General features: G+C 46.4%; 18 protein-coding genes. 14 read left to right on the forward strand and 4 right to left on the reverse strand.

What is annotated here, in order from left to right; translation table 11 throughout:
• The first annotated feature begins 84 nt into the window (after positions 1 to 84).
• Together FHQ30_RS13290 and FHQ30_RS10505 are read left to right on the forward strand one after the other, a co-directional pair.
• Positions 85 to 261 (forward strand): beta/alpha barrel domain-containing protein, encoded by a 177-nt coding sequence (locus FHQ30_RS13290; RefSeq protein WP_176552611.1) that lies wholly within the window; start codon positions 85 to 87, stop codon positions 259 to 261.
• Positions 262 to 289: 28 nt separating this feature from the next.
• Positions 290 to 475: a hypothetical protein gene (locus FHQ30_RS10505; RefSeq protein WP_139610854.1), complete on the forward strand. Its 186-nt coding sequence runs from the start codon at positions 290 to 292 to the stop codon at positions 473 to 475.
• Between the two features lie 71 nt (positions 476 to 546).
• Here the strand turns inward: FHQ30_RS10505 and FHQ30_RS10510 are convergent, their stop codons facing one another.
• From FHQ30_RS10510 to FHQ30_RS10525, 4 genes are all read right to left on the reverse strand, one after another.
• Positions 547 to 873: a type II toxin-antitoxin system RelE/ParE family toxin gene (locus FHQ30_RS10510; protein ID WP_176552610.1), complete on the reverse strand. Its 327-nt coding sequence runs from the start codon at positions 871 to 873 to the stop codon at positions 547 to 549.
• Positions 860 to 1,132 (reverse strand): type II toxin-antitoxin system Phd/YefM family antitoxin, encoded by a 273-nt coding sequence (locus tag FHQ30_RS10515; protein ID WP_139610852.1) that lies wholly within the window; start codon positions 1,130 to 1,132, stop codon positions 860 to 862. The genes FHQ30_RS10510 and FHQ30_RS10515 overlap by 14 nt, the downstream gene beginning before the upstream one ends.
• Positions 1,133 to 1,259: 127 nt before the next feature.
• The gene (gene metK, locus FHQ30_RS10520; protein ID WP_139610851.1) at positions 1,260 to 2,414 is read right to left on the reverse strand and encodes a methionine adenosyltransferase; all 1,155 of its coding nucleotides are present in this window, start codon (positions 2,412 to 2,414) and stop codon (positions 1,260 to 1,262) included.
• Positions 2,415 to 2,541: 127 nt separating this feature from the next.
• Positions 2,542 to 3,558 (reverse strand): PTS sugar transporter subunit IIC, encoded by a 1,017-nt coding sequence (locus FHQ30_RS10525; protein WP_267963784.1) that lies wholly within the window; start codon positions 3,556 to 3,558, stop codon positions 2,542 to 2,544.
• 202 nt (positions 3,559 to 3,760) lie between these two features.
• Between FHQ30_RS10525 and FHQ30_RS10530 the strand changes: the two genes are divergently transcribed.
• The 12 genes from FHQ30_RS10530 (at position 3,761) to FHQ30_RS10585 (ending at position 14,832) form a co-directional block, all read left to right on the forward strand.
• A complete protein-coding gene (locus FHQ30_RS10530; protein WP_139610850.1) occupies positions 3,761 to 4,498 on the forward strand; it encodes a cyclase family protein in 738 nt (245 codons plus the stop codon).
• A 153-nt stretch (positions 4,499 to 4,651) separates the two neighbouring features.
• Positions 4,652 to 5,239 carry an RdgB/HAM1 family non-canonical purine NTP pyrophosphatase gene (gene rdgB / locus FHQ30_RS10535; RefSeq protein ID WP_442805655.1) on the forward strand — a complete coding sequence of 196 codons (588 nt, stop codon included), beginning with the start codon at positions 4,652 to 4,654 and terminating at the stop codon, positions 5,237 to 5,239.
• A gap of 164 nt (positions 5,240 to 5,403) precedes the next feature.
• Positions 5,404 to 6,381 (forward strand): PTS mannose transporter subunit IIAB, encoded by a 978-nt coding sequence (gene manX, locus FHQ30_RS10540; protein WP_139610848.1) that lies wholly within the window; start codon positions 5,404 to 5,406, stop codon positions 6,379 to 6,381.
• An 18-nt stretch (positions 6,382 to 6,399) separates the two neighbouring features.
• Complete coding sequence (locus FHQ30_RS10545) at positions 6,400 to 7,197, forward strand: PTS mannose/fructose/sorbose transporter subunit IIC (RefSeq protein ID WP_132964421.1); 798 nt, start codon at positions 6,400 to 6,402, stop codon at positions 7,195 to 7,197.
• Positions 7,198 to 7,215: 18 nt separating this feature from the next.
• Positions 7,216 to 8,049, forward strand: a complete 834-nt coding sequence (locus FHQ30_RS10550; protein ID WP_139610847.1) for a PTS mannose transporter subunit IID — start codon at positions 7,216 to 7,218, stop codon at positions 8,047 to 8,049.
• A 65-nt stretch (positions 8,050 to 8,114) separates the two neighbouring features.
• Positions 8,115 to 8,594 (forward strand): DUF986 family protein, encoded by a 480-nt coding sequence (locus tag FHQ30_RS10555; protein WP_267963783.1) that lies wholly within the window; start codon positions 8,115 to 8,117, stop codon positions 8,592 to 8,594.
• Between the two features lie 24 nt (positions 8,595 to 8,618).
• On the forward strand, positions 8,619 to 9,809 hold the full coding sequence (gene manA / locus FHQ30_RS10560; RefSeq protein WP_139610846.1) for a mannose-6-phosphate isomerase, class I: 1,191 nt from the start codon (positions 8,619 to 8,621) through the stop codon (positions 9,807 to 9,809).
• 100 nt (positions 9,810 to 9,909) lie between these two features.
• Positions 9,910 to 11,052, forward strand: a complete 1,143-nt coding sequence (gene hemW, locus FHQ30_RS10565) for a radical SAM family heme chaperone HemW (protein ID WP_139610845.1) — start codon at positions 9,910 to 9,912, stop codon at positions 11,050 to 11,052.
• 10 nt (positions 11,053 to 11,062) lie between these two features.
• Positions 11,063 to 11,836 (forward strand): nucleotidyltransferase domain-containing protein, encoded by a 774-nt coding sequence (locus FHQ30_RS10570; RefSeq protein ID WP_267963782.1) that lies wholly within the window; start codon positions 11,063 to 11,065, stop codon positions 11,834 to 11,836.
• A gap of 77 nt (positions 11,837 to 11,913) precedes the next feature.
• On the forward strand, positions 11,914 to 12,573 hold the full coding sequence (rpiA, locus tag FHQ30_RS10575) for a ribose-5-phosphate isomerase RpiA (RefSeq protein WP_139610844.1): 660 nt from the start codon (positions 11,914 to 11,916) through the stop codon (positions 12,571 to 12,573).
• Between the two features lie 38 nt (positions 12,574 to 12,611).
• Positions 12,612 to 13,844, forward strand: a complete 1,233-nt coding sequence (serA, locus tag FHQ30_RS10580) for a phosphoglycerate dehydrogenase (RefSeq protein ID WP_139610843.1) — start codon at positions 12,612 to 12,614, stop codon at positions 13,842 to 13,844.
• Positions 13,845 to 13,923: 79 nt separating this feature from the next.
• Positions 13,924 to 14,832 (forward strand): DMT family transporter, encoded by a 909-nt coding sequence (locus FHQ30_RS10585; RefSeq protein ID WP_139610842.1) that lies wholly within the window; start codon positions 13,924 to 13,926, stop codon positions 14,830 to 14,832.
• Positions 14,833 to 15,169 lie beyond the last annotated feature (337 nt).

The following is a 15,169-nucleotide window of genomic DNA, read 5'->3' on the forward strand; positions in this document are numbered from 1 at the left end:
CTATTGATTTCGGCTTACGCCTAGATTGTGCTTATTTTAAACGACAACTCAAAATATAAACAAAGATCAACAGACCCTAATATCTTGGGAACAAAAAGACAGGATAAAATTATCAGCATTGACGGAGCGATGACACTGGATTTGGCAACGAAAGTGCAAGCATTAGGCGTAGATTGGGTGGTTTCCGGCAGTGCGTTATTTACCGATGGCGATCTAGAACAGACGTTAAAAACTTGGAAGGCGCAGTTAGGCTATCAGTAACCATTGCGGTTCAGCTTTTGTATTGGAAATGCCGAATTTGCCGATTCGCAACAAAGAAGCTTTGATTCGGGAGTTGGCAGGTTCGCAGTTGAGGGAAGACTATATCCGTTATTTATCACAATCTGAATCGCTCACGTCGGCGATCTTGACCCGTGCGGTGAATGTGGTTTCAGAGATTGCTACCGTTGAGCCGCAAAAACCGTTTGCCGAGTAATTGCTGACCGAACTTGAGGGCGAGTGCCGGTTGAAAACAGCGGGGAAAAGTTGCGGTGATGAGGGGGGGAACTAGGGATTCAATAGCGCCGCCCAGTTTCGCTTTACATAAATAATTCGGACGATATTCACGGTATTTTTTGTCTCGTTGAGTCTGAAAAAAATCGCATACTTTTTTACTGAAATTTGGCGGTAGCCCAGAGCTGCCAATTTTTTATCTCTGACCAATGCAATACGTTGAGGCATTTCAACCAGTGATGCTATAGTGGTTTCAAACTCTTCCAGCAGTTGAAGAGCGGTCATTGGTGCCGAAAGTTGTGAAAAAACATAGGTGATAATGTTGTGTAAATCCGCTTTAGCTGTATCTGATATTTCAACATGATATTTATTGCTTATCACCAATCACCTCATTGCGCAGCTCTTGGAATACTTGTTCAAATGGGTGTGTTTTGCCCGCAGCAATCGCTTGTTCACCTTCTTGCAATAAATGGTATAATTCTAAACGTCCGACTAATTTTTCGTAGGTTTCGATACTCATCACGGCAAGATCTCCTTGCCCATTTTTGGTGATAAACACGGGTTCTTGTGTTTGATTACAAAAAGTCGAAATATCGTTGTAGTTATTTCGTAATTCGGTGCTGGATTTAATGGTTGGCATAAAACTTCCTTAAGCAGAGGTTGGCTAAAGATATTATAAAGAAATTTCTGTAGATTAATAGAGAGGCGAAATAAAAAATGCGGTTCAGCCCTTCAGCCAAACCGCACTTTTACTTTTCAGTCAAAGATTATTTTAACCCAGCCGCACTTCTCAATTCTTCGGCACGATCCACTTTTTCCCAAGGGAATTCATCGCGGCCGAAGTGGCCGTAGGTGGCGGTTTTGCGGTAGATCGGTTGGATCAGATCCAACATTTTGATTAAACCGTATGGGCGTAGGTCAAAAAATTCACGTACCAGTTTCACCAGTAATTCTTCGCTGACTTTCGCCGTGCCGAAGGTTTCGAGCATGATCGAGGTCGGTTCGGCGATGCCGATGGCGTAGGAAAGCTGGATTTCGCAGCGTTCGGCCAAACCGGCGGCAACGATGTTTTTCGCCACATAACGCGCGGCATATGCCGCAGAGCGATCCACTTTGGACGGGTCTTTGCCGGAGAATGCACCGCCGCCATGACGGGCAGCGCCGCCGTAGGTATCGACGATAATTTTACGTCCGGTCAAGCCGCAGTCGCCCATCGGGCCGCCGATTACAAAGCGGCCGGTCGGGTTGATAAAATATTTAGTGTCGGCGGAAAGCCATTCGCTCGGCAGAATCGGTTTGATAATTTCTTCCATCACCCCTTCGTAAATCTGTTTTTGATCGACTTCTTCGCTGTGTTGAGTAGAAAGCACCACGGCGTCAATCCCGACAATTTTATGCTTGTCGTATTGGAAAGTGATTTGGCTTTTGGCATCCGGGCGCAACCAGTTCAATGTGCCGTTTTTGCGCACTTTTTCTTGCTGTTCCATTAAACGATGGGCGTATGTGATTGGTGCCGGCATCAGCACATCAGTTTCATTGGTGGCGTAACCGAACATAATACCCTGATCGCCCGCGCCTTGCGCCAGCGGATCGGCACGGTCAACCCCTTGGTTAATATCGGAAGATTGTTTGCCGATGCCGTTTAGCACCGCACAAGAGTGACCGTCGAAACCCATGGTGGAGGAGGTGTAGCCGATGTCACAAATCACTTGGCGTGCGATATGTTCAATATCGACCCACGCTGAAGTAGTGATCTCGCCGCCGACTAATGCCATACCGGTTTTGACATAGGTTTCGCAAGCGACGCGGGCTTTCGGGTCTTGTTCGATGATGGCGTCCAACACTGCATCGGAAATCTGATCGGCGATTTTGTCCGGGTGACCGGCGGAAACGGATTCGGAAGTAAATAGATAATTAGACATATTTTCTCTTTTGTTTGCTATTACGTAATCTGGGAGTTACGCTATTTTGGACGCGTAACCATCTGGACGGCTATAATACCGATTTTGCCTAAAAATACCAAATAATTTTTACTGGCTAACCGCACTTTTAACTATTGATTTTGAGATCACCGGCTTTAATCCACCCTTTACGCCGAAATACCGTTGCAATTATTAGGGTTAAAACGGCAGGCAGGATAAAATGCAGTAAAATAATGGTTAACCAAACCGCACTTGAGTTGCCCATGGCATCCAGGGTGCCGATCTGCCCGACTAAGCCGCTGGTGCCCATGCCGGCGCCGCTGGGAATATTTGACATTTGGAAAGTGAGGGTGGCGACCGGACCTAAAATGGCGCTGCTGATAATCGGTGGCAGCCAGATTTTTGGGTTACGCACAATATTCGGCATTTGCAGCATGCTGGTGCCTAGCCCTTGACTGAGCAGCCCGCCCCAACGGTTTTCGCGAAAACTCATCGCCGCAAAACCGACCATTTGGCAACAACAGCCGACAGTGGCAGCACCGGCGGCTAAGCCACTTAATGATAAGGAAATCGCAATGGCAGCGCTGGAAATCGGCAGGGTCAACACAATTCCCATTACCACGGCGACCACCATACCCATTACTAGCGGCTGCAACTCGACCGACCACATAATCAAGCCGCCGATTTGATTCATTAATGTCGAAATCGGTGCGCCTAACACTTGTGCTGTGGCGACACCGACACACAGTGTCACCGCAGGGGTAACGATAATATCCACCACCGTGATTTTACTGAACAACTTGCCGAATTCTGCCCCAATCGCAGCCGCAAAAAAGCAACCGACCGGCCCGCCTAGCGCGGCACCGGCCAGACCGGTGATGGTGCTGCTGAGTAATACTAAGGGTGGCGATTGTAGTGCATATGCTATACCAACACCAATGGCAGCTCCCATTGCCTTTTGTGCTTGTCCGCCGACATCAACCAACCAGCTTAGCTCCGTCCAAGTGCCGATATTTTTTAAAATTAAGCCGATAATCAGCGAGGAAAACAGCCCTAACGCCATAAAATTCAAGGCATCAATCGCATAACGTTTGAGGCTGAATTGAATATTCTGCTGTTGCAAAAAGGTTTTGATTGTCATCATGCGATTCCTTGGGTGATGCTTTTTGTAGCATATGCTTTATATTTTAATTTTATTTTGTCATGACTTTCAAGCGTTGTGTGATTTTTATTTTTTATTTATATGGGAGAATTGATTATGAGTTAGAGCAAAATGCGCTTGATCTTATAGGCAGGCTTGATAGATTAGAGAAAATTTAATCTCACAGCTTTAGAGGGTTTTTACTATGTCTTTGTCTACTTTACAACTTTTAGAACAATTAAAACAAAAACAATGGGTTGACCTAACCCATGAATTTGGACCGAACAGCCCGCATTTCCCCGCATTCAATGATGCAGAGTTTAAAACATTATTCGACCATTCGGATGGCTTTTTTGTACACCAGTACACCTTTCCAGGTCAATATGGCACGCATATCGATCCGCCCATTCATTTTGCCGCCCGGCAACCACGTTATATTAATGATTTGAAGTTGAAACAAGAGCTGGTGCTACCGCTGATTGTGATCGACAAATCTAAAGAAGCGGCAGAAGATCCGGACTTTACGCTGCAACCGGAAGATATTTTAGCCTGGGAGCAGCAGCACGGTATCATTCCAGAAGGGGCTTTTGTTGCGTTACGTACCGATTGGAGCAAGCGTTGGCCGGATAAAGCCCGGTTTGCCAATGCGGATGCTCAGGGGCAGAACCATTATCCCGGCTGGTCGGTGGCGGCATTGCAATTTATTTATGAACAGCGCAATGCGGTAGCAAACGGGCATGAAACCTTTGATACCGATGCGGCGGTGAATCAGCAAAACGGCTTGATTGCGGAGCTGTACGTATTGGAAAATAACCACTATCAAGTGGAACTATTAGCGAATTTGGATCAATGCCCGCCGACCGGAGCGGTTATCTTTTGTATTGCGCCTAAAGCAGAAAAATCACCGGGATTTCCTGTACGCGCATTTGCGATTTTGCCCTAAGTGGAGAACTTGAAATGGAGAACGTAAACGGACAGGAAGACGATATGCATCAGCACACAGCGGGATGATTGATGATTATAGCAAAAGTCGTAACTTTTAATTTGGGTAAGGTATTGGTTTTTAAATCAGTCACAGCATAGGAGAAAACAAATAATGAAACAAAAAATCGTCTTGGCAACTGGCAATCAAGGCAAAGTGAAAGAGATGGCTGATGTGTTGGCACAGTTTGGTTTTGAGGTGGTGGCGCAGAGTGAATTCGGTATTGAAAGTCCGGAGGAGACCGGTTTGACCTTTGTGGAGAATGCGATTTTGAAAGCACGCCATGCGGCAAAAATCAGCGGCTTACCGGCGATTGCCGATGATTCCGGTTTGAGCGTGACCGCACTTGGCGGTGCGCCGGGGCTGTATTCCGCCCGTTATGCCGGAGAAGAAGGCAATGATGCCAAAAACCGAGTAAAGCTGTTGCAACAAATGGAAAATCAATACGATCGTTCAGCAAAATTTGTTAGCGTGATTGTGCTGTTGCAACACGAAAACGATCCAACTCCGATTATTGCGGAGGGAGAGTGTCACGGTGAGATCTTGTCAGAAGAACGAGGTTCGAATGGCTTTGGTTATGATTCACTGTTTTTTTATCCTCCAAAGCAAGCAAGCTTCGCCGAATTGCAACAAAATGAGAAGAAAAAAGTGTCACATCGTGCTCATGCGTTACAGCAATTACAATTGAAATTGGCGAATTAATCGGCTGATTAGAACGATATCAATGTTATGGGTGACATATTGTTTTATTAAAGTGTGATCGTGATCAACTAATTGAATATTCATAATAGGTGGAGTGGTGATTTGCTTATAAAATCCGCCCACCAAAACTAATTAATTTTTCCTATTAAATAAAAGAGGTGGAGATGAGTATTGCAATTATCATTGCAACACATGGTGTCGCCGCAGAGCAACTGTTGAAAACAACAGAAATGCTAATCGGGGATCAAGAAAATGTTGCATACATCGATTTTGTTCCCGGTGAGAATGCGGAAACCATTATCCAAAAATACCAGGCGAAATTGTCAACCGAACTGGCGCATTGCTCCGAAGTATTATTTTTAGTCGATACTTGGGGTGGCAGTCCGTTTAATGCCGCTAGTCGCGTGGCGGAGGGTAAGGCAAATATGGAAGTCGTTGCCGGAGTGAATGTGCCGATGTTGGTCGAAACCTTTATGGGACGAGATGATAACCCATCGTTGCAGGAGTTGACGGCGATTGCCTTGGAAACCGGACGTGGCGGTGTGAAAGCCTTGAAATATGCTGAACCGGAAGTGCAAGCGGCGAAAGCCGAGCCTGTGGCTCAGCCTCAACCTCAAGCTATGGTTAATGTGAGCAAAAAAACCGGCAATATGGTGATTGGGCTGGCGCGTGTTGATGATCGTCTCATTCACGGTCAGGTGGCAACCCGTTGGACCAAAGAGACCAAGGTCAGCCGTATTGTGGTGGTCAGTGACGCCGTAGTGAAAGACACCGTGCGGGCGACGTTGTTGAAACAGGTGGCACCGCCGGGCGTGACTGCACATGTGGTGGGCGTCGAAAAAATGATACGGGTGTATAACAATCCGGAATATGCCGGAGAGCGGGTGATGTTGCTGTTCACCAATCCGCAAGATCCGTTGAAACTGATTGAAGCGGGCGTCGGCATTAAATCGTTGAATATCGGCGGCATGGCATATCGTGACGGCAAGCAGCAACTGACCAGTGCGGTTTCGGTGGATAAAAACGATGTGGAAAGCTTTAAGCAATTGAAAGCACTGAATATTGAGCTGGATGTGCGCAAGGTGTCATCGGATAGCCGCACCGATATGATGGATTTATTGAAAAAAGCGAATTTAGTTTAACAGTAAGGAAACCGAGTTATGGAAATTTCTACACTTCAGATCATTTTGATCTTTATCATTGCCTGTATTTCAGGTATGGGTTCAATTCTGGACGAATTTCAAACCCACCGTCCGCTGATCGCCTGTACCTTAGTTGGTCTGGTGCTGGGCGATATTAAAACCGGGATTATTGTCGGCGGAACCTTAGAAATGTTGGCATTAGGCTGGATGAACATCGGTGCGGCTTTGGCGCCGGATACCGCACTTGCCTCCATCATTTCCACAATTTTGGCGATTGTCAGCGGACAAGACATCAGCACTGCAATTGCATTGGCGATTCCGTTGGCGGCAGCAGGGCAAGTGCTGACCTATGTGGTGCGCACCATCACGGTCGGCTTCCAACATGCGGCCGACAAATGTGTCGAGACCGGTAATTTAACAACGTTATCTTGGATCCACGCTTCTGCGCTGTTATTGCAAGCGATGCGGATTGCCATTCCGGCGTTGATCGTGGCATTAACTGCGGGTACTGATGGCGTGCGCGCAATGTTAGATTCGATTCCGGTAGTCGTCACTTCAGGCTTGAAAATCGCCGGGGGTATGATTGTGGTGGTTGGTTATGCGATGGTGATCAACATGATGCGAGCCGGGCATTTGATGCCATTCTTCTATGCCGGTTTTGTGGTGGCGGCATTCACCAATTTCAACTTGGTTGCTTTAGGGGTATTGGGCGGCGTGATGGCAGTATTGTACATTCAGCTTCACCCGAAATATAACCAAAGCCAGCAAGTGGTGCAGGTTGTCAGCAACAACGATTTGGATAACAGATTAGATTAAGCACAAGGAATTGAGAAAATGAGTAACGAGAAAAAAGTCACAAAACAAGATTTGAATGCGGTGGTGTTACGTTCTAACCTGTTTCAGGGATCTTGGAACTTCGAGCGTATGCAAGCGTTGGGATTTGCTTATTCCATGGTGCCGGTAATCCGTCGTTTATACCCGGATCAACATTCGCAAGAACGCAAAGATGCAATCAAGCGCCACTTAGAGTTTTTTAATACTCAACCCTTTGTTGCAGCGCCGGTATTGGGTGTGACCATTGCGATGGAAGAAGAGCGGGCAAATGGCAAAGAGATTGACGATGGCGCAATCAACGGGATCAAAGTCGGCTTGATGGGGCCTTTGGCCGGGGTCGGTGATCCGATCTATTGGGGCACGGCACGCCCGGTTTTTGCCGCACTTGGCGCGAACTTGGCATTAAACGGCAGTATTTTAGGCCCGATTTTGTTCTTTTTATTGTTTAACTTGGTTCGTTTGGCAACCCGTTACTACGGTGTGCACTATGGTTACAAAAAAGGGCTGGATGTTGTTGGTGACATGAGCGGCGGCTTGCTGCAAAAACTGACCGAAGGCGCTTCAATACTGGGATTGTTTATCATGGGGGCGCTGGTCAACAAGTGGACAACTGTCAATATTCCGCTGGAAATTGCCCGCATGACCAATCAGGTCGGTGAAACCACGATTACCACGGTGCAAAGTGTGTTGGACAGCTTAATGCCGGGGCTGGTGCCGCTGTTATTGACCTTTGGCTGTATGTGGTTGTTGCGTAACCGTGTCAATGCGCTGTGGATTATTATGGGTTTCTTTGTGATTGGCATTTTGGGCGCATGGACCGGGCTGTTGGCATAACGGATTAAAGCAATTGATACCCTCTTTGGCATTGAGAGGGTATTTTTATTGAGGGGCAAACTGGGATGATCAATTTAACCGACGGCATTTTACTCTGTGCCGTTATTTTGTTTTTTGTGTACGGTTTTTATGATCAGTTCGTCATGAATCGTTGGAAGGGCAAAACCCAACTCAAAGTGCGGTTGCAGAATCGCGGGCGACTGGATGCGGTTATTTTTATTGCCCTAATCGGCTTGTTGGTTTATCAAAGCGGGATTACACCGATTACGCTATATTTGTTGATAATCTTGGCGATCTTGTGCGGCTACACTGCATTTTTGCGCAATCCTGTACTCCTTTTAAAAGAAAACGGCTTTTTCTACGCCAATTTTTACCTGCCTTATGAGCGGATCGCCGCCATCAATTTGTCAGAAGACGGGGTTTTAGTGATAGACTTACACAATCGCAAACGTCTGCTGATCTATGTGGTGGACGTAGATGATTTACCGAAAATTTTGCAATTTTTCATTGATAGTGGTCGGGTGCAGCGCCCGGCTTCAATGTGAAGTATAAAATAATCAGAGGACAGCATGCTATATTCATTAAAAGGTACCGCACAACACTATGTTTGGGGCGGGCAAGACTACATTCCGCAGTGGTTGGGTATCGCCAAACAACAGTCACATTATGCCGAATGGTGGTTGGGTGCTCACCCGTCTTCGCCCTCGATGCTGAAAACCGAGATTGGCGAATTGGCGCTGAATGAGTATTTAAAATTGAACCCAACCAGTCTGGGGGAGCGCAGCATTGCGCAGTTTGGCGTGGAATTGCCTTATCTATTAAAGATTTTGGATGTGGAAAAACCGCTCTCTATTCAACTGCACCCGACCAAAGCGCAGGCCGAGATCGGCTTTGCCCGTGAAAATGCGGCGGGTATCAGCCTGAGCGATCCGAAACGTACCTATAAAGACAACAATCATAAACCGGAAATGATGATTGCCTTATCCGATTTTTGGCTGTTGCACGGCTTTAAAACCCGAGCGAAAATTGAGCAGGAATTGCAACGGCACGCTGCATTTTTACCGCTGCTAAAACGGTTGCAACAAACGGATCTGCATGGTTTTTATGCAGAAATCATGCAAGCGGATCAAACACAGTTGGCTGTATGGCTGTTGCCGGTGATTCAACAGCAGCAAGCGGCTTATCAGCAACAACAATTAACGCTGGATAATCCGGATTATTGGCTGTTGTACAGTTTGGAGAGTATGCAAATCAGTTTGGATAAACTGGATCCGGGCTTGCTGTGTTTCTATCTGTTTAATCTGGTCAACTTGAAAACCGGGGAAGGCATTTATCAGGATGCCGGTATTCCGCATGCGTATTTGCGCGGACAGAATATTGAATTGATGGCGTGTTCGGACAATGTAATCCGTGGCGGATTGACGCCGAAACATGTGGATATTGACGAATTACTACAAGTCATTGATTGCACTGAGATTACGCCACAGATCATTGCGCCGACAATAACCAACAATTACACCTACCCGACACCGGCGCAAGATTTTGCCTTGCAGCATATCGCTTATCAACAGGATGAACGGGTGTCCGAGCAGGCAAAAAGTGCGGTTATTTTGTTAGTGATGAGCGGAGAGGTGCAACTGCGTACAACCGGACAGACGCTGATTTTGCGACAAGGGCAATCCGCCTTTATTGATGCAGACACTGCATTTGAGCTTATCGGACGGCAGAGCGGCTATTGCGTGTTGGCGAAGCTGCCTTGATTTCTGCGGTGTGATATGAAAAAGCATAACTGAAATAATTGATCGGTTATGCTTTTTTATCGGGTACAATAACCGCACTTGCAACCATTTTGATGCCATAATGCCACAATCAATCACCTTACCACCCTTGAGCCTTTACATCCACATTCCCTGGTGTGTGCAGAAATGCCCCTACTGTGATTTCAATTCCCATGCCCAGAAAGGGGCGATTCCGGAAACGGAGTATATTCGGCATCTGCTGCAAGACTTGGATAACGATTTGTCTTATGTGCAAAACCGCACTTTGCATTCGGTTTTTATCGGTGGCGGTACGCCGAGCCTGTTTTCGGCAGAAGGCATTACCCATCTGTTGCAACAGGTGGAACAGCGAATTGCGTTTGCCGACGGGATTGAAATTACCCTTGAAGCCAATCCTGGCACGGCGGAAGCGGAGCGTTTTATCGGTTATCGCCAGGCCGGCGTGACCCGTATTTCAATGGGAATCCAAAGTTTCGAGCAAGAAAAATTGCAACGGCTGGGGCGGATTCACAACGTAGAAGAGGCTGTGCAGGCGATTCAGTTCGCCAAAAACAGCGGTTTGAACAGCTTTAATATCGATTTGATGCACGGTTTACCCAATCAAACGGTCGAGCAGGCGCTGAACGATTTGCGCCAAGGGATTGCGCTCAATCCACCGCACTTGTCGTGGTATCAGCTCACCATTGAACCGAACACGCTGTTCTATTACCGACCGCCGAAATTGCCGGATGATGACGCTCTTTGGGATATTTTCGAGCAAGGGCACCAGCTGTTAACCGAAGCGGGTTATCAGCAATATGAAACCTCGGCTTACGCCAAACCGGGCTATCAATGTCGGCATAATCTGAATTATTGGCGTTTCGGTGACTATCTGGCGATCGGCTGTGGTGCGCATGGTAAAATCAGTTTCCCGAATGGCGAGATTGTGCGCTACGCCAAAACCAAACACCCGAAAGGCTATCTGCAAGGCAACTATCTGCATACGCAAAGTGCGGTTTCGGCGGCCGAACGCCCGTTTGAATTTTTTATGAACCGTTTTCGTTTGCTGGAAGCGGTTGCCAAACAGGATTTCGTGCAACTCACCGGCTTAGATCTTGCCTGTGTTGCTGAGAATATCGAGTGGGCAAAACAACAACGTTATCTTGTGGAAACCGACCGCACTTGGCAAATCACCGAACACGGCAAACTGTTTTTAAATGAATTGTTAGCACGGTTTTTGGATTAAGGAATAAAGAATGATAACAGATGAAATGTTGAATAAAATTCGCCAGGAAATTACACGAATCGAATCAGAAGAAAAGGTTCGCGTATTGTATGCAGTCGAATCCGGCAGCCGCGCATGGGGCTTTCCCTCGCAAGACAGTGATTATGATGTGCGCTTTATTTATAGCCGAACGCAAGCTGATTATCTGCTGATTGATGAACCACGCGATGTGTTGGAATATCCGATTAGCGATCTGTTGGATATCAGCGGTTGGGATCTGAAAAAAGCCCTGAAATTATGCCGTAAGGGGAATCCGGCATTGTCGGAATGGCTGTATTCGCCGATTGTCTATCAAGTGAATGCTCCATTTCTCAGTGAGTTTCGCCAACTTGCACAGAGCTATTTTTCGCCAAGCAGCATGATTCACCATTATCTACATATGGCTGATGGCAATTTTCGCGGCTATCTAAAATCTGATCTGGTTAAAATCAAAAAATATTTCTATGTGCTACGCCCGATTTTAGCCTGTATGTGGATTGAAAAATATGCAAAAAATCCACCGATCTTGTTTACCGATTTATTAAATGATGCTGTTTTAGAACCCATGCTTAGACATAAAATTGAGGCGTTGCTAACACGCAAATTGGCAGGAGAAGAATTTGATTTAGAAGAAAAAATTCAACCATTAAATGATTTTATTGAGCAAAAGATCAAGTACTATCAGCTATATGTTCAAAGCCTTGCTAAACCAGAATTGCCTGGTGATAGTGCAGCCAATTTATTATTTAGAAAGTGGATTGTTTGATAAGGATTGAACAATCCCGATTACGTAGTAAGATAAATCAACTTTTACCCTCTTTTTACATTGTTAAAGGATATGTTATGGATCAGCTCGAAATGAAAAAACAGGCGGCGCAAGCAGCGTTAAAATATGTGCAACCCGATAGCATTGTCGGGGTCGGCAGCGGTTCGACGGTGAATTGTTTTATCGATGCCTTGGGCGCAATGGCAGACGAAATCAAAGGGGCGGTGGCGGCGTCGAAAGAGTCCGAACGCCGTTTGCGCGCCCTAGGCATTGAGGTGTTTAACGCCAATGACGTTTCCGCTTTGGATATTTATGTGGACGGTGCCGACGAAATCAACCCGCAAAAAATGATGATTAAAGGGGGCGGAGCGGCCTTGACACGTGAAAAAATTGTGTCTTCATTAGCAAAAAAATTCATCTGTATTGTGGATTCCAGTAAGCAAGTCGATGTGTTAGGCTCAACATTCCCGTTGCCAGTGGAGGTGATCCCGATGGCTCGCTCTTATGTGGCGCGGAAATTGGTCGGCTTAGGCGGCGCACCGGAATATCGCGAAGGCGTAGTCACCGATAACGGCAATGTCATTTTAGACGTGTATAACTTCAAAATTATGCAGCCGATGGAAATGGAAAAGACCCTGAATAATATCGCCGGCGTGGTCACCAACGGAATTTTTGCTTTGCGTAGCGCCGATATTGTGATTGTCGGTAGTGCTCAAGGGGCTCAGGTTTTAGTGTAATCGGATTTTAGCTTAACTTAGGAACTAGAGGAAACAACATGACAGTAAAAGTCTCACTGGATAAGGCAAAAATCAAATTTTTGCTGCTGGAAGGCGTACATCAAAGTGCATTGGATAGCCTGCATCATGCAGGTTACACCAATATTGAGTACCATAAGAAAGCATTGGATGCAGAAGATCTGATTGAAGCGATCAAAGACGCTCATTTTATCGGCATTCGCTCACGAACCGACTTAACGGCTGAAGTGTTGCAGCATGCGCAAAAGCTGATTGCCATCGGCTGTTTTTGTATCGGCACCAATCAGGTGGACTTGGAAGTGGCAAAACAGCGCGGGATTCCGGTGTTTAATGCACCGTTTTCCAACACCCGCTCGGTGGCTGAATTGGTGTTAGGTGAGATTTTACTGTTAATGCGCAAAGTGCCGCAGGCAAATGCGGAAGTGCACCGGGGATTGTGGAATAAATCTGCAAACGGTTCACATGAAGTGCGTGGTAAAAAACTGGGGATTATCGGTTACGGGCATATTGGTTCGCAATTGAGTATTTTGGCAGAAGCGGTCGGAATGCGGGTCTATTTTTATGATATTGAAAATAAACTGCCGCTCGGCAATGCGCAACAGATTCGTACCTTAGAAGAATTGTTGTCAACTTGTGATGTGGTTTCGCTGCATGTGCCGGAAAATGATTCGACCAAGAATCTGATGAGCAGAGAGCGCATTGAACAATTGAAGCAAGATTCGATCTTGATCAACGCCGCTCGTGGCACAGTGGTCGATATTGCGGCACTGGCAGAGGCACTCGACAGCGGGCGGGTGTTAGGGGCGGCGATTGATGTGTTCCCGACTGAGCCGGCTTCGATTAACGACCCATTTGAGTCACCGCTGTGTCGTTTCGACAATGTGATTTTGACCCCGCATATCGGCGGATCAACCTCCGAAGCACAAGAAAATATCGGCTCGGAAGTGGCGAATAAGCTGGTGAAATATTCCGATAACGGTTCCACCTTATCGGCGGTTAATTTCCCGGAAGTATCGCTGCCGGAGCATTCTGGCACCAAGCGCTTAATGCATATTCACCACAACCGTCCGGGGGTATTGAACAAAATTAACCAAATCTTTACCGATGAAGGCGTAAATATTGCGGCGCAATTCTTACAAACCAACCCGCAAATCGGTTATGTGGTGATTGATGTTGAAACCACTAATACTGACAGTGTGCTACAACGCTTGCGCAGCATTGAAGGTACGATTAAAGCGCGCGTGCTGTTCTAGCCCGGCATTTGAAAATCGGTTTAATCTCACAAAGTGCGGTTTTCTCAAATGAAAACCGCTTTTTATGTCGGAAAAGAAAATGTCACAACAAATAAACACCAATTACGCCGCGCCATTGTTGATTATCGGCTGTGTTATCTTCGGATTGGGCAGTCTGATTGTTAAATTTGTACCGGTGGGCGCTTATGCCATCGCTTTTTGGCGCTTATTGGTTGCTGCGCTGATCTTTTGGGGCTTAATGCGGCTGTTTAAGCAAAAACTGCCGCAAAGTCGCAAAGCAATTGGCATGGCGCTGTTGTCAGGCGTGTTTTTAGGTTTAGACTTGGCATTATGGCACGAAAGTATTCATGCGGTCGGGCCGGGCATTTCCACTTTGCTCAACAGCTTGCAAATCTTCTTTCTTGCCGCAATCGGTTTTATCTGGTTTGCAGAACGGCTAAGCAAATTACAACTGTGCAGTCTGCTGTTGGCAGTTTGCGGGGTTGCGCTGATCGCCAGCCCGGAGTTCGGGCACAACGGCAATGCCGGCTGGGGTTTTGTCAGCGGCATCATATCCGGCGGCATGCTGGCGTTGTCGATGGTGTTTGTGCGCAAAACCCAACAAGTCGAACAAACCGCACTTTTCCCGTTGATGCTGTTGATCAGTTTAGGCGGTATGCTGGCATTATTTTTGCCTTCGTTACTGCTTAACAGCCACAATTTATACCCCACTACTTGGCGTGATATCGGCTTGATTTTGCTTTACGGTGCGCTTATGCAATGTTTCGCCTGGGGGCTTATCGCCTATGCGATTCCGCTGCTATCGCTCTCCGTCACCGGCTTGTTGCTGCTCAGCGAACCGATCGCCGCTTTGCTGATTGACTATTTTTGGTTGCTAAAACCGATTAACCGCCTGCAATGGCTCGGTGCAGGTTTAACGCTGTTAGCGATCTATCTAGGTTCTTTGCGAACGAAAAAACGTAGTAATAATTTAAATGTAAAACAATAGGGTCTGTTGATCTTTGTTTATATTTTGAGTTGTCGTTTAAAATGAGCACAATCTAGGCGTAAGCCGAAATCAATAGTGGGACTATTGATGAGGGTTACAACGACGAGTGTGCTCATTTTAAACACAATCCGTAGGACTATGACTATTTTTCGCCACTACGGCGTTAAAAGCCGTTCGTTTAGAATGACTAAACTTCACAACTTTTGCCTTGTATTGGCGAAAAATAGTCTATAGCTCAAATTATAAACAAAGATCAACAGACCCTAAATACTGACAATGATTTATTCTGTTGACTCTCTAATGATTAGCTCGCCCGGATATAATACCGTTTGAAAAT

The sequence above is a fragment of the Testudinibacter sp. 'clade 2' genome, from assembly GCF_006227735.1.
GTDB lineage: Bacteria > Pseudomonadota > Gammaproteobacteria > Enterobacterales > Pasteurellaceae > Chelonobacter.